The 17183-nt window shown below is 70.5% G+C and carries 11 protein-coding genes and 1 pseudogene; 7 read left to right on the top strand and 5 right to left on the bottom strand.

From position 1 onward, the window contains the following. Position 1 precedes the first annotated feature (1 nt). The 7 genes from GA0111570_RS12810 (at position 2) to GA0111570_RS12780 (ending at position 9565) form a co-directional block, all read left to right on the top strand. Complete coding sequence (locus tag GA0111570_RS12810; RefSeq protein WP_092611926.1) at positions 2–787, top strand: SDR family NAD(P)-dependent oxidoreductase; 786 nt, start codon at positions 2–4, stop codon at positions 785–787. A 78-nt stretch (positions 788–865) separates the two neighbouring features. Next, the gene (locus tag GA0111570_RS12805) at positions 866–1828 is read left to right on the top strand and encodes a lysophospholipid acyltransferase family protein (protein WP_092611923.1); all 963 of its coding nucleotides are present in this window, start codon (positions 866–868) and stop codon (positions 1826–1828) included. After that, the gene (locus tag GA0111570_RS12800) at positions 1825–3576 is read left to right on the top strand and encodes an FAD-binding oxidoreductase (protein ID WP_092611920.1); all 1752 of its coding nucleotides are present in this window, start codon (positions 1825–1827) and stop codon (positions 3574–3576) included. The genes GA0111570_RS12805 and GA0111570_RS12800 overlap by 4 nt, the downstream gene beginning before the upstream one ends. Before the next feature lie 261 nt (positions 3577–3837). Beyond that, the gene (locus GA0111570_RS12795) at positions 3838–5790 is read left to right on the top strand and encodes a bifunctional metallophosphatase/5'-nucleotidase (RefSeq protein ID WP_092611917.1); all 1953 of its coding nucleotides are present in this window, start codon (positions 3838–3840) and stop codon (positions 5788–5790) included. A gap of 87 nt (positions 5791–5877) precedes the next feature. Beyond that, positions 5878–6993, top strand: a complete 1116-nt coding sequence (locus GA0111570_RS12790; RefSeq protein WP_092611914.1) for a lipid II:glycine glycyltransferase FemX — start codon at positions 5878–5880, stop codon at positions 6991–6993. A gap of 84 nt (positions 6994–7077) precedes the next feature. Further along, positions 7078–8460, top strand: a complete 1383-nt coding sequence (locus GA0111570_RS12785; RefSeq protein WP_092611911.1) for an FAD-binding oxidoreductase — start codon at positions 7078–7080, stop codon at positions 8458–8460. Between the two features lie 46 nt (positions 8461–8506). Beyond that, a complete protein-coding gene (locus GA0111570_RS12780; protein WP_245703199.1) occupies positions 8507–9565 on the top strand; it encodes an alanine racemase in 1059 nt (352 codons plus the stop codon). A 46-nt stretch (positions 9566–9611) separates the two neighbouring features. Here GA0111570_RS12780 and GA0111570_RS12775 read toward each other — a convergent pair whose 3' ends face one another. From GA0111570_RS12775 to GA0111570_RS12755, 5 genes and pseudogenes are all read right to left on the bottom strand, one after another. Continuing rightward, complete coding sequence (locus GA0111570_RS12775; RefSeq protein WP_217634159.1) at positions 9612–10436, bottom strand: tyrosine-protein phosphatase; 825 nt, start codon at positions 10434–10436, stop codon at positions 9612–9614. A 96-nt stretch (positions 10437–10532) separates the two neighbouring features. Next, positions 10533–10823, bottom strand: coding sequence for a hypothetical protein (locus tag GA0111570_RS12770; protein ID WP_139283244.1), 291 nt, complete (start codon positions 10821–10823; stop codon positions 10533–10535). Between the two features lie 5 nt (positions 10824–10828). After that, entirely contained in the window at positions 10829–11548 is a 720-nt protein-coding gene (locus tag GA0111570_RS12765; protein WP_092611904.1) for a RelA/SpoT domain-containing protein, read from the bottom strand. A gap of 65 nt (positions 11549–11613) precedes the next feature. Continuing rightward, a complete protein-coding gene (locus GA0111570_RS17705) occupies positions 11614–14208 on the bottom strand; it encodes a YhgE/Pip domain-containing protein (protein ID WP_092611901.1) in 2595 nt (864 codons plus the stop codon). Positions 14209–14930: 722 nt separating this feature from the next. Further along, positions 14931–17099 (bottom strand): annotated as a pseudogene (locus GA0111570_RS12755) (MMPL family transporter); the annotation flags it as partial. Between the last annotated feature and the right edge of the window lie 84 nt (positions 17100–17183).

Genomic DNA, 17183 nt, shown 5'->3' with positions numbered 1-17183 from the left:
CATGGGTACTGCGTTGATCACCGGGGGCACCTCAGGAATCGGGGCCGCATACGCCCGGGCGATCGCGGAGCGCGGTGACGACCTCGTTCTCGTCGCCCGGGACCACGCGCGGCTCGAGTCCTGGGCCGCCGAACTGCGTGCCGCGTACGGGGTGGGTGTGGAGGTGCTACAGGCCGACCTCGCCGACCGTACGCAGGTCCAGTCGGTCGTCGCGCGCCTGGAGTCCTCGGTCAACCCGATCACCACGTTGATCAACAACGCCGGTTTCGGGCTGCACGCCGACCTGCTGACCACCGACACCGAGCACGACGAGCGTGCGATCGACGTGATGATCCGGGCCGTCTACCTGCTCGGTGGCGCGGCTGCCCGCTCGATGCTGCGCCGCGGCGCCGGGGAGATCATCAACACCGCCTCCGCCGCCGCGTTCATCACCACCGGCAACTACTCGGCGGTCAAGGCCTGGGTGCTGGTCTACAGCGAGGGGCTGGCGACCCAACTGGCCGGCACGAAGGTGCACGTCACCGCCTTCTGCCCCGGCTGGGTGCGCACCGAGTTCCATGAACGTGCCGAGATCGACGCCTCCAAGCTGCCCTCGATCGTGTGGATCGACGTCGACAAGGCGGTCCGCGAGGCCCTCGACCACGTCGCAAAGGGCAAGGTCATCTGCGTCCCCGCGCTGCAGTGGAAGATCGGCGTCGGCATCGCCCGGTTCGCCCCGCGCGGGATGATCCGGTGGCTGTCCGGCAAGTTGATCAGCTCGCGGGCCAGGGCGACCGATGTGCTCTGACGTACGCCGGTCCGACGCGGGGCCCACCATGGCGGGACCCGCCGGGGCGCCCACCCACGACGAGCCTAGGCTGGTGCGATGACGATGGGACACCAGCGGTACACCTCCGGCAGCTGGGCCATGGTCCGTTTCATCGCGCAACGCTTCTTCATGAAGCCGCTGTTCTGGAGCATGCTCAACGTGCACGTCCACGGCAAGCGCAACCTCGCCGGACTGTCCGGGCCCTACATCGCGATCGCCAACCACTCCAGCCACCTGGACGGCCCGCTGGTGATGGCCTCGCTGCCGCCCCGGCTGACCCGCTACCTGGCCACCGGCGCGGCGGCCGACTACTTCTTCACGAGCCCGACCAAGGCGCTGGCCCCGACGCTGTTCATGAACGCCTTCCCGGTCGACCGGGGCGGTGGTCGCTCCAAGCACAAGGGCCTGTCCGGCAACCTGCTCACCGAGGGCGTGCCGATCCTGCTGTTCCCGGAGGGCACCCGCTCCCGCACCGGTGCGATGGCCGCGTTCAAGCCGGGCCCGGCCGCCCTGTGCATCTCCCGCAACGTCCCGGTGATCCCGATCGCCCTGGTCGGCGCCCACCTGGCGATGCCGACCGACGCGGCCCTGCCGAAGTCGGGCCGCCCGGACGTACACGTCGTGTTCGGCAAGCCGATGTGGGCCCAGAAGGGCGAGACGGCCCGCAAGTTCGCCGACCGGATGCACGACCAGGTCCTGCTCATGCACGACTCGATGGCCCGGGCGACCGGCTTCCCGACGATGGAGGACTACCGCATCGCCGCCGAGCGCAAGAAGGTCGAGGACGCCGCCGCCGAGGAGCAGAAGCAGCTCGACAAGGCCGCCGCCGAGGAGCGCAGGGCGGCCGAGGCGGAGGCGAAGCGCCATCTCGCCGAGGCGAGGAGGGCCACCGCGCTGGAGGAGAAGAGAATCGCTGCCGCGTCGAAGAAGCACGGCGGAGACCTGAAGCACGACGAGCACGAGCCGGAGGACGTGGATCCCACGCACCCCGGTGACCCGGAGGGGAAGGACGACCGATGAGCGGAGTCAAGCACCAGAAGTGGTGGGGATGGGGTGTCGAGGGCATCGGCTTCAACCCGGAGGGCAAGCCGAACTTCGCCCCCTTCGTGAAGAAGGCGATCGGCCTGGACATCTCCAAGCCCGGCACCCCGCCCAAGTTCGAGGACCTCGACGTCCCGGCCCCGGTGATCGACGACGCGTTGCGCACCCGGCTGCTGGACGTCGTCGGCGAGCGCTACCTGCTCGACGACGACCTCGACCGCGTCGTGCACACCCTGGGCAAGGGCGTACGTGACCTGATGCGGATCCGCCGCGGCGACCTGCGCCGTGTCGTCGACGTCGTGGTGTACCCCGCCGACGAGGCCCAGGTCCAGAAGATCGTCGACCTGTGCGTGGACGCCGATGCGGTGCTGATCCCCTTCGGCGGTGGCTCCAACATCGTCGGCGCCCTCGAGCCGATGCCGGCCGAGCGCCGTACGGTCGTCTCGGTCGACCTGGGCCGGATGAGCAAGGTGCTGGAGATCGACGACGAGTCCGGGCTGGCCCGGATCCAGGCCGGTGCGCTCGGCCCGCAGATCGAGGAGCAGCTGGGACGGCGCGGCTGGACGATGGGACACTTCCCGGACTCTTTCAACCACTCCTCCCTCGGCGGCTGGATCGCCACCCGCTCCACCGGCATGCAGTCCGACAAGTACGGCGACATCGCCGACATCGTCCGTGGCCTGCGAGCCGTGCGCCATGGCGAGGTGCTGGCGCTCCGCCCGCTGCCGTCGACCTCGTCGGGCCCGAGCGTCCGCGAGATGGTGATCGGCTCCGAGGGTCGCCTCGGCATCATCACCGAGGCCTGGGTGAACGTGCACCGGGTGCCGGAGGTCCGCGAGATCGTCGGCTACTTCTTCCCGGACTTCACCTCGGGCCTCGACGCGATGCAGGAGATCCACACCTCCGACGCGCACACGATCGTGACCCGCATCTCCGACGCGAACGAGACGGAGATGTCCTTCGCCACCCAGCGCGCCCAGAAGGGCCGCAAGAAGTTGGTGATGAACACCCTGTTCGGCTACCTCAAGCGCCGCGGCTGGGACCTGGAGAAGATGTGCCTGTCCTACATCGGCTTCGAGGGCGGCCGGCGCTACGTCAAGCAGAACCAGGCCATCGTCAAGGAGATCGTCACCAAGCACGGCGGCATCGTCGTCGGCACCGGTGTGGGCTCGGTCTACGACTCCAAGAAGTTCGACACGCCCTACATCCGTGACTTCCTGCTCGACCGCGGCGCGACCGCGGACGTGTCGGAGACGACGACCCCGTGGTCGAACCTGAAGCACCTCTACGACACGACGATCGAGGCGGCGAACCACGCCTTCGACACCGCGGGCACCAAGGGCTTCATCATGTGCCACTTCGCGCACTCGTACCACAGCGGGGCCTGCCTCTACTTCACCTTCGCGCTGCCCGACAATGACAAGGCCACGTCGTACCAGAACTACGACACCGTGAAGCGGGCGATCCAGCAGAACTTCATGGACAACGGCGCGACCGTCTCCCACCACCACGGTGTCGGCAGCGAGCATGCCCCGTGGATGGCCGAGGACATCTCGCCGGCGGGTACGAAGCTCCAGCGCGCGCTGCTCGAGGGCGCCGACCCGGGGAACAACTTCAACCCCGGCAAGATCCTCCACGACGGGGAGCCCGGCATCGCCATGCACTCGTACGACGCGCCCGCGCCCGGCGGCGTGTCGGGTCGGGCCGAGCAGGTGCCGAGCGCCTGAACATCCCACCGCCCGGACGACCGGACAGTGACCACGGCCCCTGCGGGTGACCCACCCGCAGGGGCCGCGTCACGTCCGCGATCGCTGCTGTGACCGCTGCTGTGACCGCTGCGAGGCTGTGACCGCATGGACACCCCATCGTTCCTGAGATTTTGCTGAACGTTCATTCGGCCGTGAGAGGAACGAGGTGGGTGCGGTTCGTCGCGCCCCTGCCGGAGCTGCCCGTCGTACGGGCGGGGCAGTCCCCTTGGAGAGGAAACCATGCGCAAGCCTGCCTGGAAGCGCGCGGCGACAGGCGTCGCCGCCCTGGCGCTGGGAGCCGGTGCCTTCACCGCCGTGCCCGCCGCTGCCGCCGAGACCAACCTGACCGTCCTGACGTTCACCGACTTCCACGGTCGCATCACCAACCTGGACTTCTTCGCCACCCTGGATGCCGAGCGTACGAAGGCCGGCGCCGACAACACCGCCGTGCTGTCCGTCGGTGACAACGTGGGAGCCACCCTGTTCGAGTCCTCGATCCTGGACGACGACCCGACCATCGACATGCTCAACGCCATCGGCGTCGACGCCTCCTCGGTCGGCAACCATGAGTTCGACAAGGGATGGGCCGACCTGCGCGACGACATCGCGCCGTCCTCGCAGTACCCGCACACCTCGGCCAACATCACCGGCACCGAAGCTGCTCTCAAGCCGTACGTGCTGATGGAGAAGAACGGCGTCAAGGTCGCCTACATCGGCGCCACCACCGCCGACCTGCCCTCCCTGGTCTCCCCGGCCGGCCTGACGGGCCTGACCGTGACCGACCCGGTCGCCGCGGTGAACAAGGTCGCCGACCAACTGACCGACGGCAACACCACCAACGGTGAGGCCGACGTCATCATCGCCGGCTACCACGAGGGCCACAGCGACGCGATCACCACCGGTACCTCCCCGAAGGTCGACCTGGTGCTCAACGGCCACAGCCACGAGGTGTACGCCCAGACCATCGGCGGCACCCGCGCCGTGGTCCAGGCCGGCTCGTACGGCGCCAACCTCGGCCGGATCGACCTCGGCTACGACCAGGCCACCGACACGGTGACGGTGAAGTCGGCCAAGGTGCTGGACCCGAAGAACGGGTTCACCACGGCCACTGGCTACACCTCCCCCGCCTTCGCCGCGGCCAAGTCGATCTCCGAAAAGGCCGTCGAGCAGTCCGCCATCGAGGGCGCAGCCGTCGTGGCGAACGCCACCGGGGACTTCTCCCGCGGCGGCATCGGCGTCGACTCCGATCCCGTCACACCCGGAATCCAGGGCAAGGAGGACCGCGGCGACGAGTCGACCATGTCCAACCTGGTCGCCGACATGTTCGCCGACTACCTGTCCGACGTGACCGGCAAGAACGTCATCGGCGTGCAGAACCCCGGCGGCACCCGCGCCGACCTGCTGGCCGGCGAGGTGACCTACAAGGAGGCCGCCGGCATCCTGCCGTTCGCCAACACGCTGAAGACCACCGACATCACCGGCGCCCAGTTCAAGACCATGCTCGAGCAGCAGTGGCAGCGCGACGCCGCCGGCGCCACCCCGTCCCGCCCGTTCCTGGCCCTGTCGCTGTCGGACAACGTGTCGTGGACCTTCGACGAGTCCCGCCCCGAGGGTGACCGGGTCACCTCCGTCACGATCGACGGCAAGCCGCTCGACCCGGCCGCGACCTACACCGTCGGTTCGGGCAACTTCCTGATCGAGGGCGGCGACAACTTCCGCGTCCTGACGCAGGGCCGGAACACCACCGACACCGGCTGGACCGACCTGGACGCCTGGACCGCGTGGCTGAAGCAGCAGAAGACGATCACCCCGTCGTACGCCAAGCGAGGCGTCTCCGTGACCGGCTCGACCGCCCTGGTGCAGCAGCAGGCCTCCACCCTCAGGGTCGGCGTGAATCCGGCCAAGGCCGTGGCCAACGGCTCGCTGGACATGACCTCGCTGGGCTCTCCGGCCAACCAGACCCTGACCGCCACCATCGACGGCGTCAAGGTCGGTACCGCGACCGTCGTCGACGGTGTGGCCAGCATCGACATCACCGTGTCCCCCAGCGTCAAGCAGGGCGACCGTTACCTGGTCCTGCGCGCGCAGGACTCCGGCACCACGGTCACCGTCCCGGTAGAGGTCTCCCCACGTGGCGGGCACGACAACGGCAACGGCAAGTCCCAGGGCCTCGCCAAGGGCAAGACTGCGTGACCTGAGCCGATAGGCACGAGTTCGCACGGCGGCATCCCGGTTCCCCGGGGTGCCGCCGTCGTCCGTCCCGGCCGGTAGAGTCGTGGCGTGGCGATCACCGTACGGACCATCCCGGCTTCCCAGCACCTCGACTTCCTCACCACCCTGCGCTCGGCGAGCTTCCTGCAGACCCCCGCGTGGGCCAAGGTGAAGAGCGAGTGGCGCAACGAGTCGCTCGGCTGGTTCGACGGCGACACCCTGGTCGGCGTCGCCCTGGTGCTCTACCGGCAGATCCCCAAGGTGAAGCGCTTCCTCGCGTACGTCCCCGAGGGCCCGGTGCTGGACTGGGAGAAGGCCGACCTGGCCGCCTACCTGCCCCCGTTCGTCTCCCACGTGAAGCACCAGGGTGCGTTCGGCGTACGGATGGGCCCGCCGGTCATCGTCCGCCGCTGGGGCACCCGGGCGATCAAGGACGCGCTGGCCGACGAGTCGGTCACCTCGCTTCGCCAGGTCGAACCGGACGAGACGAACATCGCCGCCGCCCGCGTCTACAACGACCTGCGCAGCCTCGGCTGGCACCCGCCGAAGTCCGGTGAGGGCTTCGCGGCCGGCCAGCCGGAGTACAACTTCCAGCTGCCGCTGGCCGGACGTACGCCCGACGACGTGCTCAAGGGCATGAACCAGTTGTGGCGGCGCAACATCAAGAAGGCCGACAAGGCGGGTGTCACGGTGCGCCGCGGCACGATCGATGACCTGCCGGCCTTCCACGGCCTGTACGCCGAGACCGCGAAGCGGGACGGCTTCACGCCCCGGCCGCTGGCCTACTTCCGCACCATGATGGAGGCGATGCAGTCCGAGGACCCCGACCGCATCCACCTCTACCTGGCCGAGCACGAGGGCGACCTGGTCGCCTCCACGACGTGGGTCCGGGTCGGCACGCACACCTGGTACTCGTACGGCGCCTCCTCCACCGACAAGCGCGAGGTGCGCGGCTCGAACGCGATCCAGTGGCGGATGATCCAGGACGCGATCGCTGCCGGAGCCGACGTGTACGACCTGCGCGGCATCACCGACTCGGTCGACAAGAAGGACCCGCACGTCGGCCTGATCGAGTTCAAGGTCGGCACCGGCGGCGAGGCCGTGGAGTACCTGGGCGAGTGGGACCTGCCGATCAACCGGGTCCTGTACACCGCCTTCGACCTCTACATGAAGCGTCGCGGCTGAGCCGTCGCAGCGCGTTCCGGTCCGCCGGGAATTGGCCGTCCCGGCGGATGCCGTGCCCGGGCGCTCCGCGCGTAACCTCTATCCATGAACGGTGGAATCGGGTCCCTGCCCGGTCTTGCCGGGTTCACCGGCGAGTTGTTGAGCCCCTCGGATGAGGGCTATGACGCGGCACGCCGCGTCTGGAACGGTGCGATCGACCGCCATCCGGCGCTGATCGCCCGATGCGCCAGCACTGACGATGCCGCGCTCGCGTTGGCGTACGCCCGACGCGAGGGCCTTCCGCTGTCGATCCGCGGCGGCGGCCACAACGTCGCCGGCTCGGCGGTCGTCGAGGGCGGCGTCGTGATCGACTTCTCCGCCCTGCGAGGGGTGAGCGTGGACCCCGGGGCACGACTGGCGCGGGTGCAACCAGGCGCCCTCTGGTCCGACGTCGACCAGGCGACCCAGGCGCACGGCCTCGCCACGCCGGGCGGCATCGTGACCCACACGGGGGTGGCCGGGCTCACGCTCGGTGGCGGTTTCGGCTGGTTGAGCCGGCGCTGGGGGCTGGTCTCGGACAACGTCGAATCGGTCGCGATGCTGCTGGCCGACGGGAGCCGGGTCCGCGCCTCCGAGGAGGAGAACCAGGAACTCTTCTGGGCGGTGCGTGGTGCGGGTGGGAACTTCGGCATCGTGACCGGGTTCACCTTCCGGCTCCACCACTCGGGGACGATGGTGCTCGCCGGGCCGCTGATGCACGACGCCTCCCGGGCCCGGGAGGTGCTGGACTTCTACCGGGACTTCATCAAGGACGCGCCGGACGAACTGTCGGTCTACGTCAACCTGCGTACGGCCCCGCAACTGGACTGGGTGCCGGCAGACGTACGCGGCAAGGACGTGGTCATGCTGATCCCGTGCTGGAGCGGGGACCTCGCCGAGGGCGAGGCCTTCCTGGAACCGCTGCGGCGCTTCGGCCCCCCGGCCGCGGACCTGGTGCAGCGCAAGACCTACCTCGCCCACCAGGCGATGTTCGACGCGACGGTTCCGCACCACTGGGGCTACTACTGGAAGTCGCACTACCTGCCGCCCCTGACGGACGGGACCATCGACGTGCTGGTCCACAATGCCTGGCAGAAGACGGCCCCGACGTCCTACACCGTGATGTTCCACCTGGGTGGCGCCGTCTCCCGGATCCCGGCGGACAGCAGCGCCGCGAGCGGCCGGGATGCCCTGCACGCGATCAACGTCAACGCGGCCTGGCCCGAGGCCGGGTCGGACCATCCCGACATCGCCTGGTGCCGCCGGATGTTCGCCGACCTCGAACCGCACAGCACGGGCGGGGTGTACGTGAACTTCCTCCACAACGACGAGGGCGAGGCCCGCATCCGGGCCGCTTACGGCGCGCACTACGACCGGCTCGCCGAGATCAAGGCCCGTTACGACCCGGCCAACGTCTTCCGTTCCAACCAGAACATCAGGCCCCGATGACGGCACCGAGGCCATCCGGGGAACCATCGACGTTAGGCTGGCGGCTGTGAGTGGACTGAAGCTGACCATCGACACCGCCGCCTGGCGCGCCCACCAGCGGGCCCTGGTGGACGCCACCCCCGGCATCATCCCGGTCGCCAAGGGCAACGGGTACGGGTTCGGGCTGGAGCGGCTGGCCGCCGAGGCACGCAGCCTGGGCGTGACGAGGCTGGCCGTCGGGCTGCCGCACGAGGTGGCCCGGGTCCGGGAGCACTTCGACGGCGACATCGTCATCCTCCAGCCGTGGCGGCCCCTCGACGCCAAGGCCGTCGAACTGGTCCGAGACCCGCGGGTGATCACCACCGTCTCCCGGCTGGAGGACATAGAGGTGCTCGGCAACGTCGGCGCCGACTTCCGTCCCCGGGCGGTCCTGGAGGTGCTCACCTCGATGCGCCGGCACGGCCTGGACCCGGAGGACCTGGCCGCCGCCGAGGCGGCCGCGGCCCTGCTCGACGTCGAGGGGTGGACGATCCACCTGCCACTGCACTCCGAGCAGACCGTCGCGGAGGCCCGCGAGCTGAGCCGGAAGGCGGTCGAGGCCTACCGCGCCCCGCTGTGGCTCTCCCACATCCCCTCCACCACCGCCCAGGAGATCTCCGCGGAGCTCACTGCCCCCGGGGAGGACCTTCCGGTCCGGCTGAGGGTCGGCACCGCGCTGTGGCTCGGCGCCCGCTCCGCCTACCGCACCACCGCGAGCGTGCTCGACGTGCACGAGGTGAAGCGCGGGGACCGGATCGGCTACCACCAGCACCGGGCCCCGGGCGACGGCTGGGTCGTCGTGCTCTCCGGCGGCACCGCGCACGGCATCGGCATGGAGGCCCCGACCTCCGGGTCGACCGTACGGGCCAAGGCCATCTCGGTCGCGACCGGCGCGTTGGAGGCCGCGGGCCGCGCCCTGTCCCCGTACACGATCGACGGCCGCAAGCGGATGTTCGTGGAGCCCCCGCACATGCAGTCCTCGATGGTGCTGGTGCCGAGCAGTGCCCAGCCGCCGACCGTCGGGGACGAGGTACCGGTCGAGGTGCGGATGACCACCGCGGCGTTCGACGAGGTCGTCGAGGCCTGAGCCGCCGGCCCGGCGGCCCTCGGGCTCAGTCCAGAGATCCTCGGGCTCAGTCCAGCAGCTTGCGGCGCAACTGCGCGGAGTCGGCGGCGGTCCAGCCGATCTGGCCGAGCATCGGCTCGACCCCGCCGAACCTGTCCTCGGCGTACTCCAGGAAGGCCAGCATCGACTCGGGCCGGGTGTCGTGGGAGGACAGCGGCCGGTCGGCCAGGTTCGCGGCGTACGTGTCCCGCTCCACCAGGCGCGCGACGATCAGCTCCATCCGCTCGGTGCTGGCGGCGTAGTCGGCGACGACGGCCTCCCGCTCGGCCCCGGCGACCATCAGCGCCAACGCGACGGTGGTGCCGGTGCGGTCCTTGCCCGCGGCGCAGTGCACCAGCGTGGCCCCCGGGGCGTACGCCACGTTGCGCAGCGCGCCGAGCACCGAGGCCGGCCGGTCGGCCAGGAAGGAAAGGTAGGACGAGGCGAAGCCGTCCTCGACCTGGATGGTGTGGGCCCGTTTGCCGGCCCAGGGCAGGGCATCGCCCGGCAGTTCGCTCTCGCCGGTGTGCAGGCCGCCCTCCTCGCCGCCCGGCGCGATCTCGCTGCCGTCGGCATAGCGCTCGATGAAGAACGAGTGGTGGTGGATGGTGAAGCCGTCGGCGGTCGTCAACGGACCGGGGCCCTCGGACTCGACCTCGTAGACCGAACGCAGGTCGACCACGTCGGTGACGCCGAGCCCGCGCAGCCGGGCGACGTCGGCCTCGGTCAGCGCCTGCAGGTTGTCCGAGCGGATCAGGCGCCGGGACCGCACCTGCCGGCCGTCGGTGGTGGGGATGCCTCCGACGTCACGGGCGTTGACCAGGGAATCGAACTCCAACCACTGCACGCTCACCCCCGCAGTCTGGCAGGCCGATCCCAACGGCGGGTGAACATCCGGCACCCGGCGAATCCCACACTTCGTTGTCACCCCTGCGTCTGCAGTGGATCTTCAGTAGACGAAGCGTTCCGAGAAGGACCTGAGGTAGGACTCCAGAGCCTCGACGGTGGCAGCCCCTTCTACGAAGTAATTCGCGTGGGTGACCCGCACGGTGTCGAGGGAATCAGAGCCGACCAGGACGATGTCCATCCGAGGATTGGAGGCGTGCTCCCTCTCCAGCTCCTGGTAGCGCCGGACCGCTGCTGCAGAATCGGTCCCGAACTCCTCAACGGCGACCTGGTGGCCTTCAGCGCGGTCATACACCAGCAGGAAGTGCTTGATGGGATGGGGTGATGCCGTCATGTCCTTCACCTGCCCTCGAGATCGCGGAAGAGTCGCTGTGTCACTGCAGCATAGTTCTCCCGGAGGGCCTCGGGAACAGGCCGTCCCGCCGCTTGGAGCTCAAGTATCCGGGACAGGACCTTCGCCCATAGCTGGAACTCGGCATGCCCCTCCTGCTTGTAATTGATGCCGAGCATGCCAGAGACCCGTTCAACCATGTCGGCCCACTCGTGCATCTCCGGCGTGCGGATCTGGATCTCGATGGGCTTCTTCGGTAGGCCGTACTCGGCGATCACGTGGATCGCGCGGTATCCGGACCCCCGCGGCTCCGCAACGTAGTCCTTCACGCGGGCGTCGGGGTGGCGTCGAAGGATCCTGTCGCGAAGGCGGTAGGCGTCCTCGATCGTCGGAACAATGACCCTGCAGCCCCCGAAGTCCTGCATACGGTCGAGATTCAATCCAGGTTCTCGGAGAAGCTTGTCCCGGATCGTCTCCATCCGCTTGAGCCGCTGAGTCACCTTCGCGTTGAGGCCGAGACGTCGACACATCTGCCGAAGTGCAACGTTGGCCGTGACCATGGGACGCGCATGAGCAGCACGATGCCGCTCAATGATGGCGATCGCCTCTGCGTATGTCTCCTCGTCGACGGACAAGGGCATCTGCAGGCTGTGTCGCACCGTCCTGCCAGCCTGGCGCACCTGGTTCTTGCTCGGAGGGTCAGTGGCAGCAGAGGGCTGCGATGTCATGGGAGAAGTCTTGCAATCGACACAGACAATCCAGTGCTGGGCCCGCAGCAACGCCCCTCCGCCGATCAGGCGTACGCCCGGACGAACTGCGCCACCGTCAGCCCACGCCGGCGGGCGACGGCCAGCGCACTCGCCCCGGCCGCGAGCACGGCCCAGGCCAGGATGCCGAGCAACGGGCCACCGACCGACCCGCCGGTCGCGACCGCACGCACCGCCTCGAGCACCGGAACCGGTGCCAGCAGCGGACGCAGCACGTCATAGAGCCGCGGGACGGCCGAGGTGAGTGCGCCGGCGATGGCCAGTGCCGCCATCACCAGGGCGATGAGTCGGCCGAAGTGGCCCAGCCAGGCGGCCAGGGCATGGTTCACCAGCGCGAACATCGCCCCACCGAGCAGCAGGACGCCGAGCACCGCGAAGGCCCGGCCCGTGCCCAGCCCCATCACCGGGCCGGCCACCGCCGCGACCCCGACCGCCTGCACCAGCACGACGCCGATACCGGGGCCGAGCGTACGCAGCAGTACCGCGCCGGTCGACCGCGAGGAGGACAGCAGCCGGTCCGAGAGCGGGCGCAGCACCACGTACGTGACCAGGGCGCCCAGCCACAGCGCGATGGCGGCCATCAGGGCACCGGCCGCCAGTCGAGGCGTCGGGTTGGCGGACAGGTTGTCGGTGGCGATCGGCGCGGCCACCACCGAGGCCAAATTCTTCCGCTCGGCGTCGTTGTACGTCGGGATGGAGCCGACGCCGTCCTTGACCTGGGTGTGCAGCTGGTCGGTCCCGGTGGCGAGCTGGGAGGCCCCGGTCGCCAGCCCCCCGAGCCCGTCGGACAGGGTCCGGGCCCCGGTGGCGGACTGCCCGACGCCGTCGACGTACTGGGCCAGGCCGGTCCGGAAGGTTCCGACCCCGTCGGCGTACTTCCGGGCCCCGTCGGCCGAGCGTGCGATGCCGTCGGCGAGCGGAACCATGCCGGCGGCCAGCTGTTCGTTGCCGGTGGCGACCTTGCCGGCACCGGAGGCGAGCTGGGAGGCGCCCGAGGCGGACTGCTGGGCACCGGAGGCTATCCCGGCGGCGCCGGTGGCCAGTTGGTCGGCGCCGCTGACCAGGGCCGGGCCGTTGGCGCTGAGTCGATCCAGACCGGCGGAGAGCTGGGACGCGCCGTCATTGAGCTGGTGCACGCCGTCCTGCAACTGGGACACCGTGCCGGGCAGGTCGTTCAGGGCGGTCGTGATCTGCTGCACCTGGGCGGGGTCCAGGCCGGGCAGGGAGCCACCGTTGGCGGTGACCAGGGCCCGGAGGCCGGAGGCACCCTGGTCGGCGGCGTGGGCGGCGGTGACGATGCTGTACCCGGTGGACTGGTCCTTCGTGGTGAGCAGCGCGAGGGCGCGGGAGGCCCCGCTGCTGACGCCCTGCTGCCAGGCCGTGCAGGCAGCCTCGCCCTGGGCCTGTATCTCGGCCGGGCAGGTGGGGGTGCCGGTCTGCAGCGCCTTCAGGTCGGTCACCGTACGGTCCAGACCAGTCACGACGGCACCGGTGCCGGCGGCCAGCCGGTCGGCGGTGCCCTGCATGTCCTTGAGCGCGGCGCTGACCTGTTCCAGCACCGGACGGAGCTGGTCGACCACCTGCTGGAGCTGCTGCAGCTGCGCCTGGCTGGGCAGCGCCGCATCCAGGCCCTGGGTCAGCTGGTCGATGCCGGCGGAGAGCTGGGCCGCCCCGCCCGCGGCAGCGGTGACGCCATCGGTGTACTGCTTCACCCCGGAGCTGTAGGTGGCCGCGCCACCAGAGAGTTGCCCGGCGCCGGCGGAGAGCTGGTCCAGACCGGCGGACAGGGCCGCCGCACCGTCCGCGACCTGGCGCGACCCACTGGCGAGCTGGGCGGTCTGGGCGGGCAGGTCCTTGGTGCCCGCCTGCAACTGGCCGAGGCCGTCGGCGAGTTGCCGGGCGCCCGACTCCAGGCCTCCGGCGCCGTCGACCAGTGGCTTCCCGTTGGTCGCCAGCAATCCCAGGCCGTCGGCCAACTGGACCGAGCCGTCACGGGCCTGGCCTGCGCCGCTGGAGAGCTGGGCCGCTCCGTCGGCGAGCTGTCCGGTCCCGTCGGCGAGCTTGCGCATGCCCTCGGCGGACTTGTTGAAGCCCAGGTAGACCTGGTCGAGATAGCCCTCGGTCAGGGTGGTGTTCAGGCTCCGGGCGGCCGCGGCGGCCAGCTGGCGGGCCACCTCGGCATCGGTGACGCCGGTGGTCCGGGAGGTGGTGATGTCGATGGTCGCGTGCTCGGCGGCCAGGGCGTCCCCGCCGTACGAGGTGGCCGCGTGGGAGAAGTTCTCCGGGATGACCACCCGCGCCACGTACCGGCCCGAGGCCAGCCCGTCGGCGGCGTCGGAGTCGTCGCTGAGCACCCAGGTGTAGCTGGTCCCGTCGGTGGGCCCCTCGACCAGGGCGGCGGAGAGCTGGCGGCCCAGCGGCACCATCTGGCCCTGGAGCGTCACCGGCTGGTCGTGGTTGACGATCGCGGCCCTGACGCTGGGCCGGCGCGACTCGGCACCGGCGGTGGCCCAGCCGAGCGTGCCGACGAGCAGCAGCGGCACGAGGACGAGGGTGGCCAGCACCGCCCAGCGCCGGTTCCGGCCTGCTTCGCGGGGTCGGGTCGTGTCGGTCGGGCTCATCGCGGGTCACCTACCTGGATGGTCGGGCGGTCGGTGGGGGGATCCAGCAGGTCCAGTCCGACGTCGGGCATCGAGTCGGGCTGGGCGCCGGGGTCGAACCATGGGCCGAGCCGTGACTCGGGCCGGGGATCCGGCCGTGGCGCCAACGACCGGACCTTGAGCCGAGGCGTCGCGAACGGCAGGATCGGCACCAGTCCGCGCTCGTCGAGGGCGCCGACCACCACCGTGGACCGGCTCTCGCGGACCAGGGTGACCAGCAGCTCCCGGGTGCGCAGGTCGGCCGCCGCATCGGCATTGTCGACGATGACGACGTGCAGCGGGTCGCCGGGCTCCTCGCCGAGCCGGACCAGTTCGTCGATCGCGGCCGGCGTACGGCGCAGGTCGAGCACGCTGACCCGGCGCCGGACCCGGCCGGCGTGCTCGAGCAGCTGCCCGGCAACGCGTCCCTTGCCCTCGGCGGCCGGCAGCCGCCCGGCCAGGCAGAGCAGCAGGGCCGTACGCTGCGCCGGCTCGCCGGTCACCAGCAGCCGGCCTCCGGGCGGGACCCGGAGGTCGACCGGGGCATGCAGTGCCCGCTCCTGGTCGCCGGCGACCAGCCTCTCCGCGGCGAGGGCGACCGGCGGTCCGGCGGGCCAGTCGCGCAGGGCCAGCTCCTCGGCGAGCGCCGCCCCCTCGACGTCGAACTCGGGCAGCGCGCGGTCGAGCCAGCGCGGCAGCCACCAGGCGCGCTCCCCCAGCAGTGACATCACGGCAGGAACCAGTGTCATCCGTACGATGAACGCGTCGATCGCCACCCCGACGGTGAGGGCGAAGGCGATCGGCTGCATCGAGCCGCGGTCGGACTCCGGTACGAAGAAGGCGAAGACCGCGACCATGATCACCGCCGCCGCGAGGACGACGATCGAGGACCCGACGAAGCCGGTGTGCACCGCCGCCCGGGCCGGGGTGCCGTGGACGTGGTCCTCCCGCATCCGGGAGACCAGGAAGACCTCGTAGTCCATCGACAGGCCGAACAGGATGCCCATGGTGATGATCGGCAGGAACGAGATGACCGGCCCGAGGATCTCCACATTGACCAGGTGGGCCCCGACGCCGTGGGTGAAGACCAGGGTGGTGGCGCCGAAGCAGGCCAGCACCGACAGCAGGTAGCCGACGGTGGCCTTGATCGGCACGACGATCGAGCGGAACACCATCGTCAGCAGCACCAGCGACATCCCCACCACGAAGATGCCGAACGGCACCAGCGCCGCGCCGAGCCGCTGGGACACGTCGATCGCGACGGCCGTGTAGCCGGTGACGGCGGTCTGCACCCCGTACCGGTCCTGCCAGCCGGGCGCCGCGGCCCGGAGCCGCTCGACCAGGGCGTTGGTGGTCGGGTCATCCGGGCCGGTGGTCGGGATCACCTGGACGATCCCGGTGTCGGCCGTACGGTTCGGGGTGGCGATCACGACCAGCTGGACGCCGGGCATCGCTTCGATGTCCTTGCGCAGCCCGGCCATCACCCCGAGCGGGTCGGTGGAGCCGATGATCTGCGCGGTGACGACCAGGGAGCCGTTGTAGCCCGGCCCGAACTCCCGGGCGATCAGGTCGTACGCCTCGCGGGAGGAGGTGCCGACCTTGTTCTGGCCGGCGTTCGGCAGCGCGAGCTGCATGTCCCGGGCGGGCAGGGCGAGGGCGCCGAGGGCCACCACCACGACGACGATGGTCAGCACCGGGCGCCGGGTCACGGTCCGGACCCACCATCCGGCCATGCCACCGCCGCGGCCGGCCGCCACCGCCTGCATCCGCAGCCGGGCGGCCTCGTGCCGGTCCGTGGCCGCCTCGTGCCGGTCCGGCCCTCGCCCCAGCCCACGTCCGAGCCGACGCCGGGCCCGGGGTCGGAGGCGTTCACCGGCCAGCCCGGCCATCGCGGGCACCAGCGTCAGGGCGACCGCCACCGCGACGGCGATGCCGAGCGAAGCGGCGATGCCCATGGTGGTGAGGAAGGGGATCTGGGCCACGGACAGTCCGACGAGGGCGATGAAGACGGTCATTCCGGCGAAGATCACCGCGGACCCGGAGGTGGCCACGGCCCGGGCTGCGGACTCCTCGACGTCCATCCCCTCCCCGAGCTGTTCGCGGTGCCTCGAGAGGATGAACAGCGCGTAGTCGATCCCGACGGCCAGGCCGAGCATCAGGGCCAGCATCGGCGTGGTCGAGTTGACGGTCGTCAGACCGGTGGCGGCCAGGATCAGGGCCATCGAGATCAGCACGCCGACCAGGGCGGTGACCAGCGGCATGCTGGCCGCGACCAGCGAGCCCATCACCAGCACGAGCACGACCACGGCCACTCCGACGCCGAGGGCCTCGACCAGTCCCAGGGACGGGATCGTCGCGTTGAACGCCTCGCCACCCATCCGTACGGTCGCCCCGGGCAGGGCGGCCTGGAGCTGCTCGGCCTCCCCGATCAGTGCGGCCTTCTGGGGGTCGGTGAAGTCTGTCAGGGATCCGTCCAGCATCAGGCTGGCCAGGCCGGCTCTCCGGTCGGCGCTGATCATCCCGTCGGTCAGCTCGAAGTAGGGGGACTGGGCACTGGCGATGAAGTCGAGCTTCCCGATCCGGGTCACCGTCGCCTCGACGGCCGCGCGTACGGGTGGGTCGTCCAGGGTCTCACCCGGGGGTGCGACGACGACCATGGTGGCCGAGGTCCCGGCCATCTCCGGGAAGGTCATCCTGAGCTGGTCGAGCGCGACCTGCGACTGGGTGCCCGGCAGCGTGAAGGCGTTGTCGAACTTGCCCATCAGGCCGAACGCGGCGCCGCCGGTCACGGCCAGCACCAGCAACCAGCCGGCCAGCACCCGGCCACCGTGACGGAAGCACCAGCGCCCGAGCCGATACAGGAAGGTGGACATCTGGTGCCTCCTGGTGACGCCGCGCCGCACAGGACACAAGGAAAACACACCTGTATCCGGGGTGAGCCTACCCGACCACCGGCA

It is taken from the genome of Raineyella antarctica (assembly GCF_900092135.1).
In the GTDB taxonomy this organism is placed as follows: domain Bacteria; phylum Actinomycetota; class Actinomycetes; order Propionibacteriales; family Propionibacteriaceae; genus Raineyella; species Raineyella antarctica.
Note: the sequence above shows the minus strand (reverse complement) of the source record. Positions and strands in the feature narration are given on the sequence as shown.